Annotated in this window: 11 protein-coding genes; 8 read left to right on the top strand and 3 right to left on the bottom strand. The window is 71.3% G+C overall.

Features of this window, described 5'->3' with window-relative positions; all coding sequences use genetic code 11:
* The first annotated feature begins 47 nt into the window (after positions 1-47).
* Together QQM39_RS10965 and QQM39_RS10960 are read left to right on the top strand one after the other, a co-directional pair.
* Entirely contained in the window at positions 48-3,527 is a 3,480-nt protein-coding gene (locus QQM39_RS10965) for a trypsin-like peptidase domain-containing protein (protein ID WP_302003544.1), read from the top strand.
* A 153-nt stretch (positions 3,528-3,680) separates the two neighbouring features.
* Positions 3,681-4,628: a bifunctional riboflavin kinase/FAD synthetase gene (locus QQM39_RS10960; protein ID WP_301996509.1), complete on the top strand. Its 948-nt coding sequence runs from the start codon at positions 3,681-3,683 to the stop codon at positions 4,626-4,628.
* Between the two features lie 64 nt (positions 4,629-4,692).
* Here the strand turns inward: QQM39_RS10960 and QQM39_RS10955 are convergent, their stop codons facing one another.
* The 3 genes from QQM39_RS10955 to eccE form a co-directional block, all read right to left on the bottom strand.
* Entirely contained in the window at positions 4,693-7,740 is a 3,048-nt protein-coding gene (locus QQM39_RS10955) for an SCO5717 family growth-regulating ATPase (protein ID WP_301996508.1), read from the bottom strand.
* Positions 7,741-7,993: 253 nt separating this feature from the next.
* Positions 7,994-8,836, bottom strand: coding sequence for a hypothetical protein (locus QQM39_RS10950; protein WP_301996507.1), 843 nt, complete (start codon positions 8,834-8,836; stop codon positions 7,994-7,996).
* A complete protein-coding gene (gene eccE / locus QQM39_RS10945; RefSeq protein WP_301996506.1) occupies positions 8,836-10,158 on the bottom strand; it encodes a type VII secretion protein EccE in 1,323 nt (440 codons plus the stop codon). The genes QQM39_RS10950 and eccE overlap by 1 nt, the downstream gene beginning before the upstream one ends.
* 468 nt (positions 10,159-10,626) lie before the next feature.
* Between eccE and eccB the strand changes: the two genes are divergently transcribed.
* The 6 genes from eccB (at position 10,627) to QQM39_RS10915 (ending at position 16,827) form a co-directional block, all read left to right on the top strand.
* Positions 10,627-12,231, top strand: a complete 1,605-nt coding sequence (gene eccB, locus QQM39_RS10940; protein ID WP_301996505.1) for a type VII secretion protein EccB — start codon at positions 10,627-10,629, stop codon at positions 12,229-12,231.
* 218 nt (positions 12,232-12,449) lie between these two features.
* The gene (locus QQM39_RS10935) at positions 12,450-12,761 is read left to right on the top strand and encodes a WXG100 family type VII secretion target (protein ID WP_301996504.1); all 312 of its coding nucleotides are present in this window, start codon (positions 12,450-12,452) and stop codon (positions 12,759-12,761) included.
* Positions 12,762-12,904: 143 nt separating this feature from the next.
* A complete protein-coding gene (locus QQM39_RS10930) occupies positions 12,905-13,189 on the top strand; it encodes a WXG100 family type VII secretion target (RefSeq protein WP_274243957.1) in 285 nt (94 codons plus the stop codon).
* Between the two features lie 477 nt (positions 13,190-13,666).
* Positions 13,667-14,836 carry a type VII secretion-associated serine protease mycosin gene (gene mycP, locus QQM39_RS10925; protein ID WP_301996503.1) on the top strand — a complete coding sequence of 390 codons (1,170 nt, stop codon included), beginning with the start codon at positions 13,667-13,669 and terminating at the stop codon, positions 14,834-14,836.
* Positions 14,837-14,892: 56 nt separating this feature from the next.
* Positions 14,893-15,240, top strand: coding sequence for a hypothetical protein (locus QQM39_RS10920; RefSeq protein ID WP_301996502.1), 348 nt, complete (start codon positions 14,893-14,895; stop codon positions 15,238-15,240).
* A 42-nt stretch (positions 15,241-15,282) separates the two neighbouring features.
* Positions 15,283-16,827 (top strand): WXG100 family type VII secretion target, encoded by a 1,545-nt coding sequence (locus tag QQM39_RS10915; protein WP_301996501.1) that lies wholly within the window; start codon positions 15,283-15,285, stop codon positions 16,825-16,827.
* Positions 16,828-16,858 lie beyond the last annotated feature (31 nt).

Below are 16,858 nucleotides of genomic sequence, written 5' to 3'. Positions count from 1 at the left end.
GGGAGGCGTGGGGCGCCGAGGGCCCGGATCCATCGGGCCCGCGGGACATGTCGGACGGCATCGGCGCCCGTGTCCGCGACGCGGCCCTGGTGCGCATCCACGACCCGGCCGGTCGGCCCCGCGGCCTCGGCTTCGTCGCCGACCACCGCGGCACGGTCGTCACCAGCCACGAGGCCGTCGACGGCCTGTCCCGTCTGGTCCTGCACGCCGCCGAGGGCGACCGCAGCTGTGTGGTGCCCGAGAGCGCGGTGACCCCGTTGCCCGCCCTCGACCTGGCGCTCGTACGCACCGAAGGGCTGGGCGTGGACCCGCTGCCGGTGACCGTGCGGGACCGGGTCGAAACCGGGGCGTACGTCCGGATCGCGGCCGGTGGCTGGCGGGAGGCGCGGGTGCTGGGCGCGACGTCCGTGACGTACCCGGCGACGGACCGCTGCCATCTCCTCGACGACGCCCTGGAGTTGGCGATCGGCACCGCCGGCCGGGACGCGCTGCGGCCGGGCGGAGGGGCGGCCGGGGGCCCCGTGCTCGACGCCGGGACCGGCGCGGTGGTGGGCGTCCTCGGCACGGCACTGCGGTCCGGCCACCGCGACGCCGGGTTCGCCGTGCCGCTGCTGCCTCCCGTCACGGCCGACGGGCCGCTGGCCGAGCTGCTCGCCGAGAACGCGGCGACCGTGCCGGCGTACGGCGCCGACCTGAACCTGGCCGGCGTACTGGAACTGACGGCCACGTCGGTCGGCCAGGACGGTCCGGCGGGGGTTCCGGCAGGCTGCGTCGGCGGTGTGGAGGCCGGGGGAGTGGGGGCGGTGGCCCCGGTCCAACGGGCCTCGGTGGTACGGGAGTTCAACGCCTTCACCGAGAGCGGGGCAGCGGTGCTGGGCCTGGTCGGGCCCCCGGGCAGCGGCCGTACGACCGAACTCGCGGCCCTGGCCGCCCGCCGCCACCGCGATCCGGAACCGGCCCCCACCCTGTGGCTGCGCGGCGCCGACCTGAAGGACGACGACACCTCGGTGGCCGACGCCGCAGGTCGGGCTCTGACCCGGGCGGCCCGCATCGTGGCGGCGGCGGCCTCGTCCGACCTCGCCGCCCTGGGCGACACGACCCCCGAGCGCCTGGCCCACCTCTCCCGCAGCACCGGCCGCCCCCTCCTGCTCCTCCTGGACGGCCCGGAGGAGATGCCTCCCGTCCTGGCCCACCGCCTCACGGAGTGGACCGAGGGCACGGAGGAGTGGCTGCGGGTGACGGGGGCGCGGCTGGTGGTGGCGTGCAGGGCGGAGTACTGGGAACGGGCGGGCGCCGAGTTCCCGGAGGAAGTGCTGTACGGCTCCGCCGATCGGGCGGTGCACGGCACGTCCGGGTGGTTTCCGCCCTGCGTACGGCTCGACGACCTCACCCCCGACGAGGCCCGGCACGCCCGAATCCGTTACGGCATCCCGGAGGGCGCCCTCGCCGGCCCCGACGCCCGCCACCCCCTCACCCTCCGCCTCCTCTCCGAGGTCCGCGCCGCCCTCCCCGACACGCCCCACCCCCGGCTCGACCGCGACGACGTCCTCTCCGCCCACCTCGACCTCATGTGCCTGCGCATCGCCGTCCGCCTCGCCGCCCAGAACGGCCTGCGCGGCACCGCCGTACGCCGCCTCGCCGCCAAGGTCTCCGGCCAGGTACACGAGGCCGCCCGCCGCAGCCTCGGCCCCGGCCAGGGGGAGCTGGACCGCGCGTCCTTCGAGGCCGTGTTCCCCTGGGGCACCGCCCCCGCGAGGCTCGGCGGCGGCACCGGCTGGGCGTCCGCCGTGCTCACCGAGGGCCTCCTGGTCCCCGCGGGCAACGGCTACCGCTTCGCCCACGAGGAACTCGCCGACTGGATCCAGGGCATGCACCTCGACCTCGACGAGGCCCTGCACGCCCTGGTCCACCGCCGCCGCACCGACCCCGACGCCGCTCACCCCGTGCCCGTACCGCACCACCGCATCGGTCCCGTCGTCCAGGCCCTCCTCCTGCTGGCGCGTCACCAGGGTGCCGACCAACTCGCCCTCCGGCTGGAGGAGTTGGCGCAAGCGCTGGACGCCGACCGGCACTCCTGGTGGGCCGCCCGGCTCCTCACCGAGACCCTGCTGCGCGTCCCCGACGCGACGCCGTACCAGGACGTACTGCGCCTCCTCACCGACCGGATCGTGGCCTGGAGCCGGCACCACGGCAGCGTGCCCCCCGAGCTCGGCCCCGACTTCTGGACCGCGCTGCCGGTCCCGGACGGCGAGCGCCTCGACCTGCTCCGCCGCCTCGTCCTCGCCGACGGCCCGCCGACCGACGCCGCAGCGCCCCGGCATCCCCGCTACCTCGACGCCGTGGCCCAGCTCCTCGCCGCCGACCCCACCGCCGTACAGCCCCACCTCACCCGCTGGTTCGACGACGACCGCCCGCTCCCCGCCACCCCCGACGCGACCGTCGGCCGCGCCGCCCAGGCCCTGCTGTACGCCCACCGCGACCGCGCGCCGGACGAGCTCACCGAGACGCTGGTCGACAGCGCGCACCGCCGGGCCGACGAGCTGCTCGCCGTGCTGGCCGAAGAAGAACCGTCCGCCCTGTGCCGCGCCGTCGACCGCTGGGCGCACGACGAGAGGCCCGCCCGACGCGTCGCCGCGGTGGTGTACGGGCCGCGCGCCGCGCCCCATGCCCGCACCGAGGCCGACCGCGAGCTTCTGCGCCACGCGGCCCTCGCGCTGCTCGACCGCCCCACCGACGGCACCCTGCACGGCGGCGCGCTCGCCATGCTGGTGCGTGACCCCCGCACCCGTGCCCGTCATCTCCCGCAGGCGGTACGGCACTTCGCGGCCGGTGACCCGCAGCTGCCGCCCAGCGCCCTGGTCACCGCCCTGACCACGCACCCCGAGCCGGTCCTCGACGCCTTCCGCGCGCGCCTGCACCGACCGGACGCCACGGAGGCGCTGCGCACCCTCGCCGACGTCACCCCGCCCGGCCTCGCCGGCCGGGTCGCCGCCCTCGTGGGGGAGGCGGTGGAGCGGCACCCCGAGGCCGCCGAGGACATGGCCGCGTACGTCGGCCGGCGCCTCGACCACGGCCCCATCGCCCGCGCCGTACTCCTCCCGCTGGTCACCGGCCTGCTGGCGGGCGGTCCGGAAGAGGTGCGGGCCGCCCTCGCCGCCGTACTCGCCGCTCCCGGCACCCCCGCCTCGCGCGCCCTGCGCCGCGAGCTCCTGGACTTCCTGCTGGACCACGAGCGCAGCCCCGCCGTGCTGGACGCCTTCCTGCACGCCTCCGTCCGGCAGAGCGGCGAGCAGGGCGACGGTCACCTCCGCGATCTGGTCCACCACACGGGAGTGCTCCTCGTCCGCACCCCGGACGGCGCGGCCCGCTTCGACCGCGGACTGGTCGATCTCGGCCGCCACGTCCCCGGCTTCGCCGCGCGCATCGCCGGCTGGCTGAACGACACCCCGCAGGAATGGGCGACGGTCGTGGGGCCGAGCACCCGCCGGATGATCGAGAGCCTGGCCGGCGTACGAGTTCCCGCATGAGCAGCTGACCAGCGCGTCCCTACGTGCACCCGGTCACAGCCCCATGCCGATGCGGGCCCGAGGCGCCCGGCATGGCACCCTTAGACCTGCGTAAGAGCGTCCGAGGCACAGACGGACACGGGTTCGACGAGTTTGCGACAAGGAGCAGGCACAGTGCAGCGCTGGCGTGGCTTGGAGGACATCCCCGAGGACTGGGGGCGCAGCGTCGTCACCATCGGCTCCTACGACGGGGTCCACCGCGGGCACCAGCTGATCATCCGGCACGCCGTCGACCGCGCCCGTGAGCTGGGCGTTCCGGCCGTCGTCGTCGCCTTCGACCCGCACCCCAGCGAGGTCGTCCGCCCCGGCAGCCACCCGCCCCTGCTGGCCCCGCACCACCGCCGCGCCGACCTCATGGCCGAGCTGGGCGTGGACGCGGTGCTGATCCTCCCCTTCACGACCGAGTTCTCGAAGCTGTCGCCGGCCGAGTTCGTGGTCAAGGTCCTGGTCGACAAGCTGCACGCCAAGGCGGTCGTCGAGGGCCCCAACTTCCGCTTCGGCCACCGCGCGGCGGGCAACGTGGACTTCCTCGCCGAACAGGGCAAGACCTACGACTTCGAGGTCGAGGTCGTCGACCTGTACGTGACCGGTGAGGCGGGCGGCGGCGAGCCCTTCTCCTCGACTCTGACCCGGCGCCTGGTCGCCGAGGGCGACGTCACCGGCGCCGCCGAGATCCTGGGCCGCCCGCACCGCGTGGAGGGCGTGGTCGTACGGGGTGCTCAGCGGGGGCGAGAGCTCGGCTTCCCGACCGCCAACGTCGAGACGCTGCCGCACACCGCCATCCCCGCCGACGGCGTCTACGCCGGCTGGCTGCACGCCCAGGGCGAGGTGATGCCGGCCGCGATCTCCGTCGGCACGAACCCGCAGTTCGACGGCACCGAGCGCACGGTGGAGGCGTACGCCATCGACCGCGTGGGCCTGGACCTGTACGGCCTGCATGTCGCCGTCGACTTCCTCGCCTTCGTCCGCGGCCAGGCGAAGTTCGAGTCGCTCGAGGCCCTGCTGGAGCAGATGGCCGAGGACGTGAAGCGCTGCCGGGAGCTGATCGCTGCCGCGGGCTGAACGGCACGACGACAGAGGGCCGGCACCGTGAAGGTGCCGGCCCTCTCCCTTTTCCAGCCGTCCGCTACTGCTGCGTCCAGCCGGGCGGTACGACGCCCGGCTGCTGGTTCGGCTGACCCTGCTGCGGATCCTGCGGCGGCGGCGCCTGCTGCTGCCAGCCCTGGCCCGGCGCGGGCTGCTGCGGGGCCTGCCCCCAGCCCTGACCCGGCTGCGGGGCGCCGCCGGGCTGGGCGTAGGGCTGCTGGGGCTGCTGCTGCGGGTACTCCTGCTGCTGCGGGTACTCCTGCTGCTGCGGGTACTCCTGCTGGGGCGGGTACCCCTGCTGGGGCTGCTGCTGGTACTGCATGTTCGGGTTGCCGAAGCCCTGCTGCGTCCGCGCGATGTCCTCGGCGATGAGGGCGGCGAGGTCGAAGTAGGCCTCGCGGGTCTTGGGACGCATCATGTCGAGGTCCACCTCGGCACCGGCCGCCAGGTGCTCGTCGAACGGGATCACGACGACACCGCGGCAACGCGTCTCGAAGTGCGCGACGATGTCCTCCACCTTGATCATCTTGCCCGTCTCGCGGACACCGGAGATCACGGTGACCGACCGCTGGACGAGGTCGGCGAAGCCGTTCGCCGACAGCCAGTCGAGCGTGGTCGAGGCGCTGCTCGCGCCGTCCACCGACGGGGTGGAGATGATGATCAACTGGTGGGCGAGGTCCAGGACTCCACGCATCGCGCTGTAGAGCAGACCGGTACCCGAGTCCGTGAGGATGATCGGGTACTGCCGGCCCAGCACGTCCAGCGCGCTGCGGTAGTCCTCGTCGTTGAAGGTGGTGGAGACCGCCGGGTCCACGTCGTTGGCGATGATCTCGAGACCGGAGGGCGCCTGCGAGGTGAAGCGGCGGATGTCCATGTAGCTGTGCAGCTGCGGGATCGCCTGCACCAGGTCACGGATGGTCGCGCCCGTCTCGCGCCGGACCCGTCGGCCGAGGGTGCCGGCGTCCGGGTTGGCGTCGATCGCCAGGATCTTGTCCTGACGCTCGGTGGCGAGCGTGGCGCCGAGCGCCATGGTCGTCGTGGTCTTGCCGACGCCGCCCTTGAGGCTGATCACCGCGATCCGGTAGCAGGACATCACCGGCGTACGGATCAGACCCAGCTTCCGCTCCCGCTCCGCCGCCTCCTTCTTGGCGCCGAGCTTGAACCGGGACGGGGCCTGGTTGTTCTTGCGGGCCTTGGGCTGGTTGCGCAGCAACCGGTCGGAGGAGAGCTCCACGGCGGCGTTGTAGCCGAGCGGAGTCCCGGGCGCGGCTTGCTGCTGCTGGGGAGCACCGGGGCCGGCCTGGGGGCCGGGAGGGGCGCTCCAGCCCTGGTTGCCCTGGGCGCCCGGGTTGCCGTAAGCGGCGGGCGGCACAGCGGGGTTCTGCTGCGGCGCGGGCTGCTGCGGCGCCTGCTGCTGAGGGGCCTGCTGCTGGGGCTGGGCCGGGGGCTGCTGTTGGGGGGCGGGCTGCTGCGGCTGCGCGGGCTGCGGGTAGCCGTAACCGGCCTGCTGGGGCGGGTAGCCGTAGCCGGGCTGTGCGGGGTGCTGCGGCTGCTGGGGGTAGCCGTACCCGTCCGCCTGCGGTTGTCCGGCCTGGGGGTGCCCCGGCTGGGGCTGTCCGGGCTGCGGCTGTGCGGCCTGCGGTGCCTGCTGGGGGTAGCCGTATCCGGCGGCCTGCGGCTGTCCGGGATGCGGCTGTCCGGGCTGAGGCGCCTGCCGCGGGTCGACGGCGGGCTGTCCGGCCTGCGGCGCCGGGTAGCCGGCCTGCTGGGCCGGGCCGAACGTGCCTTGCGGCGGGGTCTGGTGTGCCGGAGGTGCGGGCTGCTGCTGGGCGGGAGGCTGGGGGTAGCCGTATCCGCCCGCCTGTGCGGCGGCGGCTTGGGCGGCGGCAGCCTGTGCGGCGGCGGCCGCGGCCTGCTGGTCCGGCTGTCCCGCCTGCTGCGGCATGCCCTGGCCGGGGTGCGCGGGGGCGAAGCCCTGGGGCAGCGGGGGAAGCGGCTGCCCGGTCTGGGGCGGCGTGGGGGCCTGGCCGGCGGGCTGTGCCTGAGGTGCCTCCGGGGCCTGCCCGGTGGGCTGTGCCTGCGGCTGCTGTCCTTGAGCCGTCGCCGGGTCCGCGGGGGCCTGCGGCTCTGCCTCCGCCGTCGCCGCAGCGGCCTCGGAATCGGCATGCCCGGGGGAGTCCGCGTCGGCCTGGACGGGCGCCGACTCGTCGCCCTCGGCACCGGGGACGGAACCGGTGGAGTCACCCGGCTCCGCCTCGTCGCCCGGCTGCTCGTCCACGTCGTCGTCGGCACCGCCGAACAGCAGCGCCGCCTCGGCGTCGGCGGCGGCGTGGTTGAGCTCGGGCTCCGGCTCCGCCACCGGCTGTGCGGGGGCGGGCTGTTCGGGCGCGGGCGCTGCCGGGACGCCGGCCGCCGGGGTGGCGGTCGGGGCCGGGCCGGCCTGGGCGTCCGTGTCGACCGGACGCAGCACGGGGAAGCCGGGTGCGGCGGGCGGCTGGGCAGGCGTGTGCTGTGGGGGCGCGGCGGGCGGCTGGGCAGGCGCGCCCTGCTGCGGGGCGGTGAAACCACCCGAGGTGTCCTGCTGCGGTACGCCGAAGCCACCGGACGTGTCCTGCGCCGGCTGCGGCGCTCCGGCTCCGGTCTGCTGGGGATAGCCGTACCCGCCGGCCGCGGGGGCGCCCGGCGCGGACTGCTGCTGCGGAAAACCGTAGCCACCCGTGGCGGGGCCCTGCTGGTGCGGGCTGGGCGTGCCCTGAGCCGGAGTGGGCTGCGCGGGCTGGGCCGGGTGCGGGGGCTGGGCGGGCTGCTGTGGCGCACCCTGGGCCGGCGGCTGAGCCGGTCCGGGAGCGGGCGGTGCGGGAACGCCGGGCGGACCGGTGGGCGACCCGACGGGCGATCCCGTCGGCGGTGGCGGCGACGGCTGCCCGCCGTCCTGCTGTTCACCGGCCGCGGAACCACTTTGCGTACTTTGGGCGTACCAGGCGGGAGGTGTGTAGACGATTTCGAACTCGCCGGTGAGATCCACCTCGTGATCGTCCCCGTCCGAGGAAGGGCTCCCGCCGTTGTACTCGGACCGATCCCTGTTCACTGCTTGCCTCCTGGTCAGCCACTGCTGCTGAGCTGGTCGTCGTCGCGGCCGGGCGGACCGAGTGGCTAGTCCCACGCGACTGCGATCGTCACCGCACCACCAGAAGCCTAATCACTCGCATGGCGGGACGGAAAAGCCCCCACGGGCGCGGACGCTATAGCCCCGGTCGCGTGGACGGAAGTGCCGCATGGGCGCGGACGGAAAGCCCCCTGGGCGAGGCCTCGTTCGCGCCCCGCCCGAAGACGACGACGTGTCAGTCCATACGACGGGCCACGCCGAGCAGGCCCGTCTCCGCATCGGTGGGTTCGGTCATGACGAACTTCTGATGCTTGCGAGTGCACCACAGGGCGACGCCGTCGTGAAGGGTCGGCAGGTGCTGGAGTTGTTCCTCCGGGATCCCGAGCGTGTCCCGTACGGCCTCGGTCTCGTAGGGCGAGATGCGCTGGATCCCGACCAGATGGGCCTGAGCCAGCCAGCGCGGCGCATGCTCACTGACGAACGGCAACACCGTCACCACCGCCTGCCACGGCACGGACGTCACCCGCCCGCGCGGCGGTCGGATGCCGCAGTCCCGGAACAACACCACCGGACTGGACACCGACGGTCCCTGCGCGGGAACCCGGCCCACCGGATAGACCGTCACGCACTGCTGACCGCCGCCGGCCGCCTGGGCCAACTGCTGCCAGGCCTGCGGACGTCCGGTCTCGACGCCCACGCGCGCGCCCGTCGCGGCGGCGCGCAACGCCAGCACCTGGGCGAGCCAGAGGCCACCCACGAGCACGACGTCGAAGGCGGTCGGACGGGACAGACCCAGCACGGCCGGCTGCTGTTCCGGGTCGGTGCCGATGATCACGCCGTCGTCACCGATCGGCATGCTGATCGCCGCGAGCTCGTCGGCGGTGACGACATGGCGGTTGCGGCGCGGCCCGCGCAGCCCGAACCCCGGGCTGACGATGCGGCGTTGCTGCTGCGGGGTCTCCGGCTGCCGGATGATGGGGATCATGCCGGTGTCGGTGGGCGAGGCCACGTGTGCCGGCGTGCGCCCGGGGGCCCGGCCCTGCTGCCCCGGGGGCATGGTCGAGGCGGGGTGGGACATCAGTACGTACCTCCGAGCGGCAGAGTGGCGAGAGCACCGGGGACCTGCTCCCGGTCGAGACGGACCAGACCGACCTTCGCGGCACTCGCGGCCCGCTCCAACTCCCGCCCCACCTGGCCGACTTCACTGTCACCGCGAGCGGTGACGCGGACGTGCCCGGTGAGGGCGACACCCCGGTTGCCGGCCTTGCTCAGGGTCATGCTGAACGTCGTGGCGAGCACCGGCAGCGAGGTGAACCGCGTGACCAGTTCGGGCAGCGCCACACCACCGCTCCCCAACTGCGGCCAGCGGGAGACCCAGTACGTCGTGTGGTACCGGTCGTCGACCCGCCAGGTCCGCACCGACTCGACCGTACGGCGCTGGGGAGTCCGCCCGTCCTGGGCGTGCTGGGCGTTGGCGCGCGGGTTCAGGCAGCTGGACGTCGCGAGCGCCTGCACCAGCTCGGTCTCGTCCAGGATGGTCGCCTTGAAGCCGGCGCCGGCCAGCCGGCTCGCCAACTGGTCGGCCACGCGCAGCAGGGCGCGCTGCGCGCCGGGGACGCCGTCACCGCGGGCCTGGACCGCCTCCGGGCACAGCTCCGGGTCGAGCTTGAGGGCGACCCACGTGAGCCGGAGCGCGGGCGAACCGGACTGCGCCTGGAGGGGGCCGTACGACCGCGCGGCCAGCGACTGCTGCGGCAGATGCGGCGCCGGCGCCGGCTGCGTGTGCTGCACGACCTGTACGGAGGCGAGACGGATCCCGTCGACCTCGAGGGCGTCCTGGATCAGCCGCAGCGGCAGCTGCCGCTCGGCGGCGCCGGGACGCAACGGCTGGTCTCCCGGCTGCACGAACAGGACGGCGGTCAGGAAGGAACCGTCGCCGATCATGCCGATCGAGCGGTCGTCACGGGAGACGAAGGAGTACGTCCGCAGGGCGGGGTCGCATTCGACGACCGCTGCCAGCATCGCGTCCGTCCCGGGCGACACGGGCTGCTTGGCGTCGCGCCGGCGCTGCCTCAGCGCGCGGGTCGTCTCGTACCACTCGGGCAACGGACGGCGACCCCGGCGCAGAACCGCCAGGAGCAGCAGCAACGCCGCCACGACACCGGCCGGTACGAGCAGCCAGGACGTGTCGGCGGCCCAGGCGGCCAGCATGACCGCCGCCGCGAGCTCCACCAGGATGAGCTGCTGCAACCGCACCGGGCCCAGACCGCCGGGGCGCGGCAGCGTGCGCGGCGACGCGGCGGCGGGGGCGGCCGGGGCAGTCGACGAACGTCTGCCGCCCGGACCTCCCTGTTGCTGCTGTGCGCGGCGTCCGCGCCGAGTGCTCGTAGCGCTGGTCATCCCCCGGGACATCCCTTTCGCGAAGTAGTGGCCGTTGGCCGGGCGGGATCCTCTGTTCCGAGAGGTCCGCGATCCCGGCGACGGGCCAGGGGCACCGATGGCCCTCAACATCCATGCGGGTGGCTCACGGTACCCGCTGCGGAACACCGGGCGACACAGGGGACACCCAAAACCCAGGTGGTCAGCCTGTCATGGACCGGCCCCGCGTGGTGGAGCGCTGTCGTGAAGCTCTGTGAAGATGCGGGGTCGGCCGCACACCTGATGGATCGTCGCCCCGTGGCGCAGGGCATAGTAGGTGCCTGCGCGGCCGGATCGGCCTGTCGAGCGCGGTCGAAGTATCGCGATCACGCCCGAAACACCACGACCGCGATCGAAGCATCACGACCGTGATCGAGCAGTACAGACGCGGCAGACGCGGCCGGAACGTCGCAACACCATCGAGCATCACAAACGGGAGAAACGGGGACCATGGCAAAGCGTCGGGATGAGCTCGCCGCCTACACGTTCGCTCGCAAGCGCACCGTCGCGGCGTTCCTGGCGCCGTCACCGGGCGGCTCGGAGGAAGGCGCCCCGCGTCCCATTCGTACGGTGATGCCCAGCCTCGGCGTGGGCCTGGTACTGGTGCTCGGCTTCATCGCCTGGGGCGTGATCAAGCCCACGGCACCCAAGGGCTGGGACACGCCGGGCGAGTACATCATCGTCGACAGCGACTCCACGACGCGGTACGTGGTCCTCGATCCGGACCCGGACGACAGCAAGGTGGAGAAGGTCCTCCACCCGGTCCTCAACTACGCCTCCGCGAAGCTGCTGCTCGACAAGGGCAAGGGCACCGTTCTCGAGGTCCCCGGCAAGGAGATCGACAAGAGCGGCATCCGGCACGGCGCGACGATCGGCATCCCCTACGCTCCCGACCGGCTGCCCGCCAAGGAGGACGCGGAGACGCCGAAGACCTGGGCGGTGTGCGAGCGTCCGACCCCGGGATCGGAGACCGGCGCCATCGACCGTGCCGTCTTCGTCCTCGACGCCGACGACGCCAAGTCGCTGAACAACGCGGGGAAAGTCAACCCCAGCGAGGCTCTCTACGTCGTAGAGCGCCAGACCGGACGGCAGTTCCTGGTCGACAGCAAGGGCAACCTCTTCTTGCTGGGCGATACGGCGGGTCTCGACAACGTCACCATGGAACTGCTGCGCAACGCCGTGGTCGGCCGGGATGCCGAGCCGCAACCGGTGAGCGCCGAGTGGCTGCGCACCCTCAACAAGGGCAGCGTCATCACCTTCCCGACGGTCCCGAACGTCGGCGAGGCGACCTCGGTCCAGGGACTCCCCGCCAACGCGAGCACGGTGGGCCGGGTGCTCAAGGCGCAGGACGCGCAGGGCGAGCAGTACTACGTCGTCCTCAAGAACGAGATCGCCGCCATCACGCCCTTCGTCGCAGCCCTGATCAAGGCATCGCCCGCCGCCGAGGAGGCGTACGGCCAGGACGCGATCGAAGACATCAAGGTCGCCCCCCAGGACATCACCACAGCCAACAACGGCCCGGCGAACCGCTTCTACCAGAACAAGGGCTGGCCCCAGACCGTTCCGCAGCAGGCCAACCCCGCGACCACGCCGAACGGCGAGGCCCGTAACACCTCGTGCAGCGTCTACGACGGCACCATCGGCGAGGGCAACAAGCCGCAGCTCGCCGCCTGGGCCGGAACGGCGTACCCGAAGAGGGTCATCGCCGACTCGCTCAGCGCCTACGTCTCGTCCGGCTCGGGCCTGCTCTTCACGGAGGTCACCGGTGCGGCAGGGGGCGGCGGCGCGCAGTACCTGCTGACGGACACGGGCCTGCGGTACTCGCTGCCGAAGGGCAACGACAGCGCGGCGAAGGCGGAGGAGAGCGGCAGCGACTCGTCCTCGGACGCCTCGGGCTCTTCGAACGGTGACGCGAGCGAGACGGACAAGGCGCGCACGCGGCTGGGTTACGAGGACGTCTCCCAGCCCGCGATCGTGCCGCAGACGTGGGCGACATTCATCCCGAAGGGGCCCACCCTGGACACCGGAAGCGCGGCGCAGGAACAGAGTCAGTGACCTGACCAACAGGCTTGCGGGCAGGCGCACTTGACAGTAAGACGGCGTGAGCGTCACAAGATGATCGCTCAAGTGTGTGAGCCGTGTAACTGATTGGCCGTGCCTGTGGTCTGGTGACAGGCTGGCGATAGAGTGTTTGCAGCGCTCAACGGTGCGAAGCTTCTCCGGGCACCAGTGCAGGTTTCCCGGATCAACGACGACATGGGGGAAGGTTCATCATGGCCGGCCAGTTCCGGGTAACAGAGGACGAACTCACCAAGCTCTCCGGTGACATCAACACCGTCAACGGCCAGCTCCAGGGCGAGATCCGCCGCCTCAACGGAGTGATCGACCAGATCGCCGGCGGCTGGAAGGGCCAGGCGGCCCAGTCCTACCGCCAGCTCCAGGACCGCTGGAACGCGGACGCGAAGAGGATGAGCGACATCCTCAACGACATCAAGGAAGCCGTGGACTCCACGCGGAGCAACTACTCGGCGTCGGAAGAGCAGCAGAACGCCGAGATCAGCAAGATCATGTCGGACTTCGGCTGATCGAGCCGTTTGGTCCGTTCGGGCTGATCAAGCCGTTCGATCCGATCAAGCCGTTCGATCCGATCAAGCTGGTCGGGCTGAAGTTCTCCACTTCCTCCCGACTTCCACAGACTTCCTTCGATTCTTCCTGAAAGGGAACGACGATGTCGATCCTCGTCAATTACGCAACCATCACCAACGCGTCCACGGACGTGAAGTCCACGGCCGGCCGCATCAAGCAGCAGCTCGACGACATCGAGGCCGCGGTGAAGCGCGTCGCCAGCACCTGGGAAGGCGAGGCGCAGGAGGGTTACCAGCGCAAGCAGCGCGAGTGGGACCAGACCGCCGCCGACCTGCACGCGACCCTGCTGAAGATCTCCACCGCGCTGCAGAGCGCGGCCGAGAACTACCAGGCCACTGAGAAGAGCAACGCCAACACCTGGGCCTGAGCCCGTCGGCGGCCCGAGGGGCTTGAGATGAAGAGAATCGGCCCAGCTGACGCCACGGCGTCGGCTGGGCCGACCTCTGCTTCGGGGTCGTACACAACTTCTGCGGGATCGCGGACAGCTTCTGTGGGATCGCAGACGACTTCTGTGGACCTGCATGCAGCAAATCCCGCAAATCTTCACAAGTGTCGCTACAGCCACGACACCAGCTACATCCACGACATCCGTCACATACACATGACCCAGCTTCGAGAGAAGCAAGGAAGCCCTGGGGGCCTGAACATGGGGGGCCTGAGCGTGAAGGGCCGGACAGCCCGCTCGCGTAGCCGTAACAGTGGAACCCGCGCACTGCAGCGGGTTTTTGGTGTGCTCGCGGTGACGGGGATCTGCTGTACGTCGGCGTTGGTGACGCCGGCATTCGCTGACCCGTCGGTACCTACGCGCCACACGGCGGCAGGCGCCCTTGGTTCGAGCGGCACCGTGTCGGCCGGCACGGAATTCGGCCTGGCGGACAGCACGGAATGCGTCTTCGGCGGCAAGGTCATCAAGTCCACGCCGTGGTCGCTCCAGCGGATCCTGCTGGACCAGCTGTGGGGACAGGCGAAGGGCAAGGGCGTCACGGTCGCGGTGATCGACACGGGTGTCGACGCCTCCAACCGCCAACTGACCAACGCCATGGCCCCGGGCAGCAAGACCTTCGTCGACGGCGCCGCCACCAAGGACATCGAAGGACACGGCACCCGGGTCGCAGGCATCATCGCGGCCCGTCCGCTCAAGGGCACGGGCTTCGTGGGCATCGCACCGGAGGCCAAGATCCTCTCCCTCCGTTACACGGGCGGGCAGGAGAAGCAGGGCGACGCGGGGACGATGGCGGCGGCGATCCGTTACGCGGTCGCCCAGGACGCGAAGATCATCAACATCTCCTCGGACACCCAGAACAAGAAGGACGACCCGACACTCGCGGCCGCCGTGGCGGACGCGGTGGATGCGGGCGCCCTGATCGTGGCAGCCGCTGGCAACGACGGCGCCGACGGCAAGCTCGCGAAGACCTACCCCGCGGCCTACGACGGCGTCCTGGCGGTGGCGGCCTCCGACCGCAACGACGAACGCGCCCCCTTCTCACAGTCGGGCAACTTCGTCGACGTCGCGGCACCGGGCGTCAGCATGGTCTCCACGGTCCCCCTCGGCGGCCAGTGCACCGCGGACGGCACGAGCTTCGCGGCGCCGTATGTCGCGGGTGTCGCGGCTCTGCTGATGGACAAGTACCCGGAGTGGAACGCCGCCCAGATCGCCACCCGCATCGAGGAAACCGCACAACGCCCGGGGCGCGAGCCCAACCCCTACATCGGGTGGGGCGTCGTCGACCCGGTCGCCGCGTTGCAGGAGGAGTCGACACCGGGCGAGTCTCCGGAGCCGGATCCGCCGGTCGCGCCCGGAGCGGGCGGAGTCGTTCCGATGGCTGTGACCATGGGGGAGAGTGAGGCTGAGCGGGAACGCCGGGTAGCTATCTATGTGTTGGGCACGGGGATGGCTCTGGCGTTGGTGGTTGCGGGGAGTGGGGTGGCTTTGCGGGACTGGCGTAGTCGGCGGGATGCGTTGGCTGGGCCGGTTGGACGGGCTGGGCAGTCCGTCAGCCGACGTGGGCGATGATTTGAGCACCGAGTGGGTGCTGACAACTTGAGGAACAGGGGAGAGGACAACGGGGTATGAGTAACGGAATGCGGGTTGATCTGAGCGAGCTGGATAACGTCATCCGCAAGCTCAACGGCCTTCTCTCAGACATGGACAAGGCCAACACCAAGGCCAAGTACGAGACGGACATCCCGAGTACTGCTTTCGGAAGTATGAAGTTCCTGGAGTCCAACGAGCTTCATCAGGCTCACCAGAAGCAGAAGACCCGGATCGAGAACATCATCCGAGATCTGCACAAATTGATCGACGACTTCAGTACAAGCACCTCGAAGGTCAGGGACAAGTACAGCAACCAGGAGCAGGCGAACAAGCAGGGCGTGAGCGCTGCTCCCGACGGCGGGTCTACGGGCTCGGCCTACTAATCGGTTCAGCGACAGGTCACTGACAGAGGGGACGTTACGGCAATGGGCTACGGCTACGGCGGTTACTACAACAGCCCTGAGTACTACGAGGCTCAGCAGAAGGCACAGCAGCAGCGCATCCAGGACAAGCACGACCAAAGGCTTGAGTCGACCAAGGACGGCGGTATGGGGGGGCCGGACCGCAGCAAACTCGACTCGGATTTCATGAAGATGAGTATCCCGGAGCTGCGATCCATGATCCTGGACGCGGACCCCGGCCGGATCTACGAGGTCAGCCAGCACTGGAAGTCGGTCCACAACATCCTGTCCGGCGGTGACGGCGACGGCAAAAGCGGCGGTGTGGACTCGGTATCCGCGAAGGACAGCGTCGCGGGCATGATGCAAAGCGCAGTGGAAAACGTCCTTGAACACTGGGAGGGCGACGCGGCCGAGGCGTTCCGTAAGAAGGCCAACGAGATCATGCAGAACATTCGGAACGGCGCTGCGTGGGCGAACCACTACGGGGAAACCATGCACGCCGTCCAGAACGATCTGCGGAACTCCATGACCCAGATGCGGGAGGTCGAAGAACCTTCTGGCTGGGACAGGGCCTGGGACAAACTCACGGACGATGAGCGCAGCGATGAGCAATTGCTGGCAGACATCAACAAGGGCGTGAGTACTGAGGCCGCCGCCAAGGCGAATGCAGACTCCCTGTCTGCGGGCAAGGAAGCGCAGCTGAAGGGGGTGGCGATCATGGAGCAGTTGGGGGTCAATTACAAGGCTTACTCGAGCGGAAATCTTCGAGAAACTGACCCGAGGGATCCCTTCCAGCCCCCGAACCCTCAAACGCCGATGCCTCCCCCTATCCCTGTGCCGTCTGGTGGCGGCTCAAGTCCGAGTAGGGGAGGCGCCACGGCCAAGCCGTGGAGCGCGGGGCCGACGACGAACATTAAGCCGACGCCTACGGTGCCCCGTAACCCTGGCATCACCGGCGGTTCCCAGCTCCCGACAGCTGGAACGAAGGTTGACAGCATCTCCCCAGGCTTGACAGGGACTGGCCCCAGCACGGGCGTTGGCGGACCAGGCGTCGGTGGTGGCAACTTCGGCACCAGCGGAGCTCAAGGTTCCGGCATCGTGGCCCCTGGCGGAGCATCTGGCCTGGCGGGCGGTGCTGCCGCACGCGGCGGCATTGGCGCTGTTGGCGGTCGCGGTGGTCTGACTGGTGGCGGTGCGGCAGCAGGCCGCGGCGCTGGAGGACGATCCGGTATGGGCGGTATGGGTGGCGCCGGAGCTGGCGCAGCTGGCCGAGGCGGTGCTGGTGCTGGCGGCCGGGGAGCCCTTGCGAAGTCCCGTGGCGGCGTGGTCGGCGCGGCGAAGGGAGTCACTGGCAAGGGTGCCGGTGGCGGTGCAGGCCTCCACGGCAGCCGTGGCGGAAGCCAGCGCGGCGCTATGGCGGGCGGGGCCGGCGGCATGGCTGGTCGCAATGGCCGACGGTCCGAGGACGAGAACAGCCGGGGTGACCGTCCCGACTACTTGGTCGAGGACGAAGAGACCTGGATCTCGGAGGAGGAACGCAACCGGAACGTGCCCCGAACCATCGAATAGGCAGGCAAGCGGACCGGAGCCATTGGTTCCG

Origin of the sequence: Streptomyces sp. DT2A-34 (assembly GCF_030499515.1) — a bacterium.
Classification (GTDB): domain Bacteria; phylum Actinomycetota; class Actinomycetes; order Streptomycetales; family Streptomycetaceae; genus Streptomyces.
The sequence above is the reverse complement of the archived record's forward strand: the minus strand, read 5'-3'. Positions and strand labels throughout refer to the sequence as shown.

Coding starts and splice junctions, on each gene's coding strand:
- eccB (WP_301996505.1), top strand. CDS start 10,627: ATGGCAAAGCGTCGGGATGAGCTCGCCGCCTACACGTTCGCTCGCAAG.
- QQM39_RS10935 (WP_301996504.1), top strand. CDS start 12,450: ATGGCCGGCCAGTTCCGGGTAACAGAGGACGAACTCACCAAGCTCTCC.
- QQM39_RS10920 (WP_301996502.1), top strand. CDS start 14,893: ATGAGTAACGGAATGCGGGTTGATCTGAGCGAGCTGGATAACGTCATC.
- QQM39_RS10950 (WP_301996507.1), bottom strand. CDS start 8,836: ATGTCCCACCCCGCCTCGACCATGCCCCCGGGGCAGCAGGGCCGGGCC.
- QQM39_RS10965 (WP_302003544.1), top strand. CDS start 48: ATGTCGGACGGCATCGGCGCCCGTGTCCGCGACGCGGCCCTGGTGCGC.
- eccE (WP_301996506.1), bottom strand. CDS start 10,158: ATGACCAGCGCTACGAGCACTCGGCGCGGACGCCGCGCACAGCAGCAA.
- QQM39_RS10930 (WP_274243957.1), top strand. CDS start 12,905: ATGTCGATCCTCGTCAATTACGCAACCATCACCAACGCGTCCACGGAC.
- QQM39_RS10915 (WP_301996501.1), top strand. CDS start 15,283: ATGGGCTACGGCTACGGCGGTTACTACAACAGCCCTGAGTACTACGAG.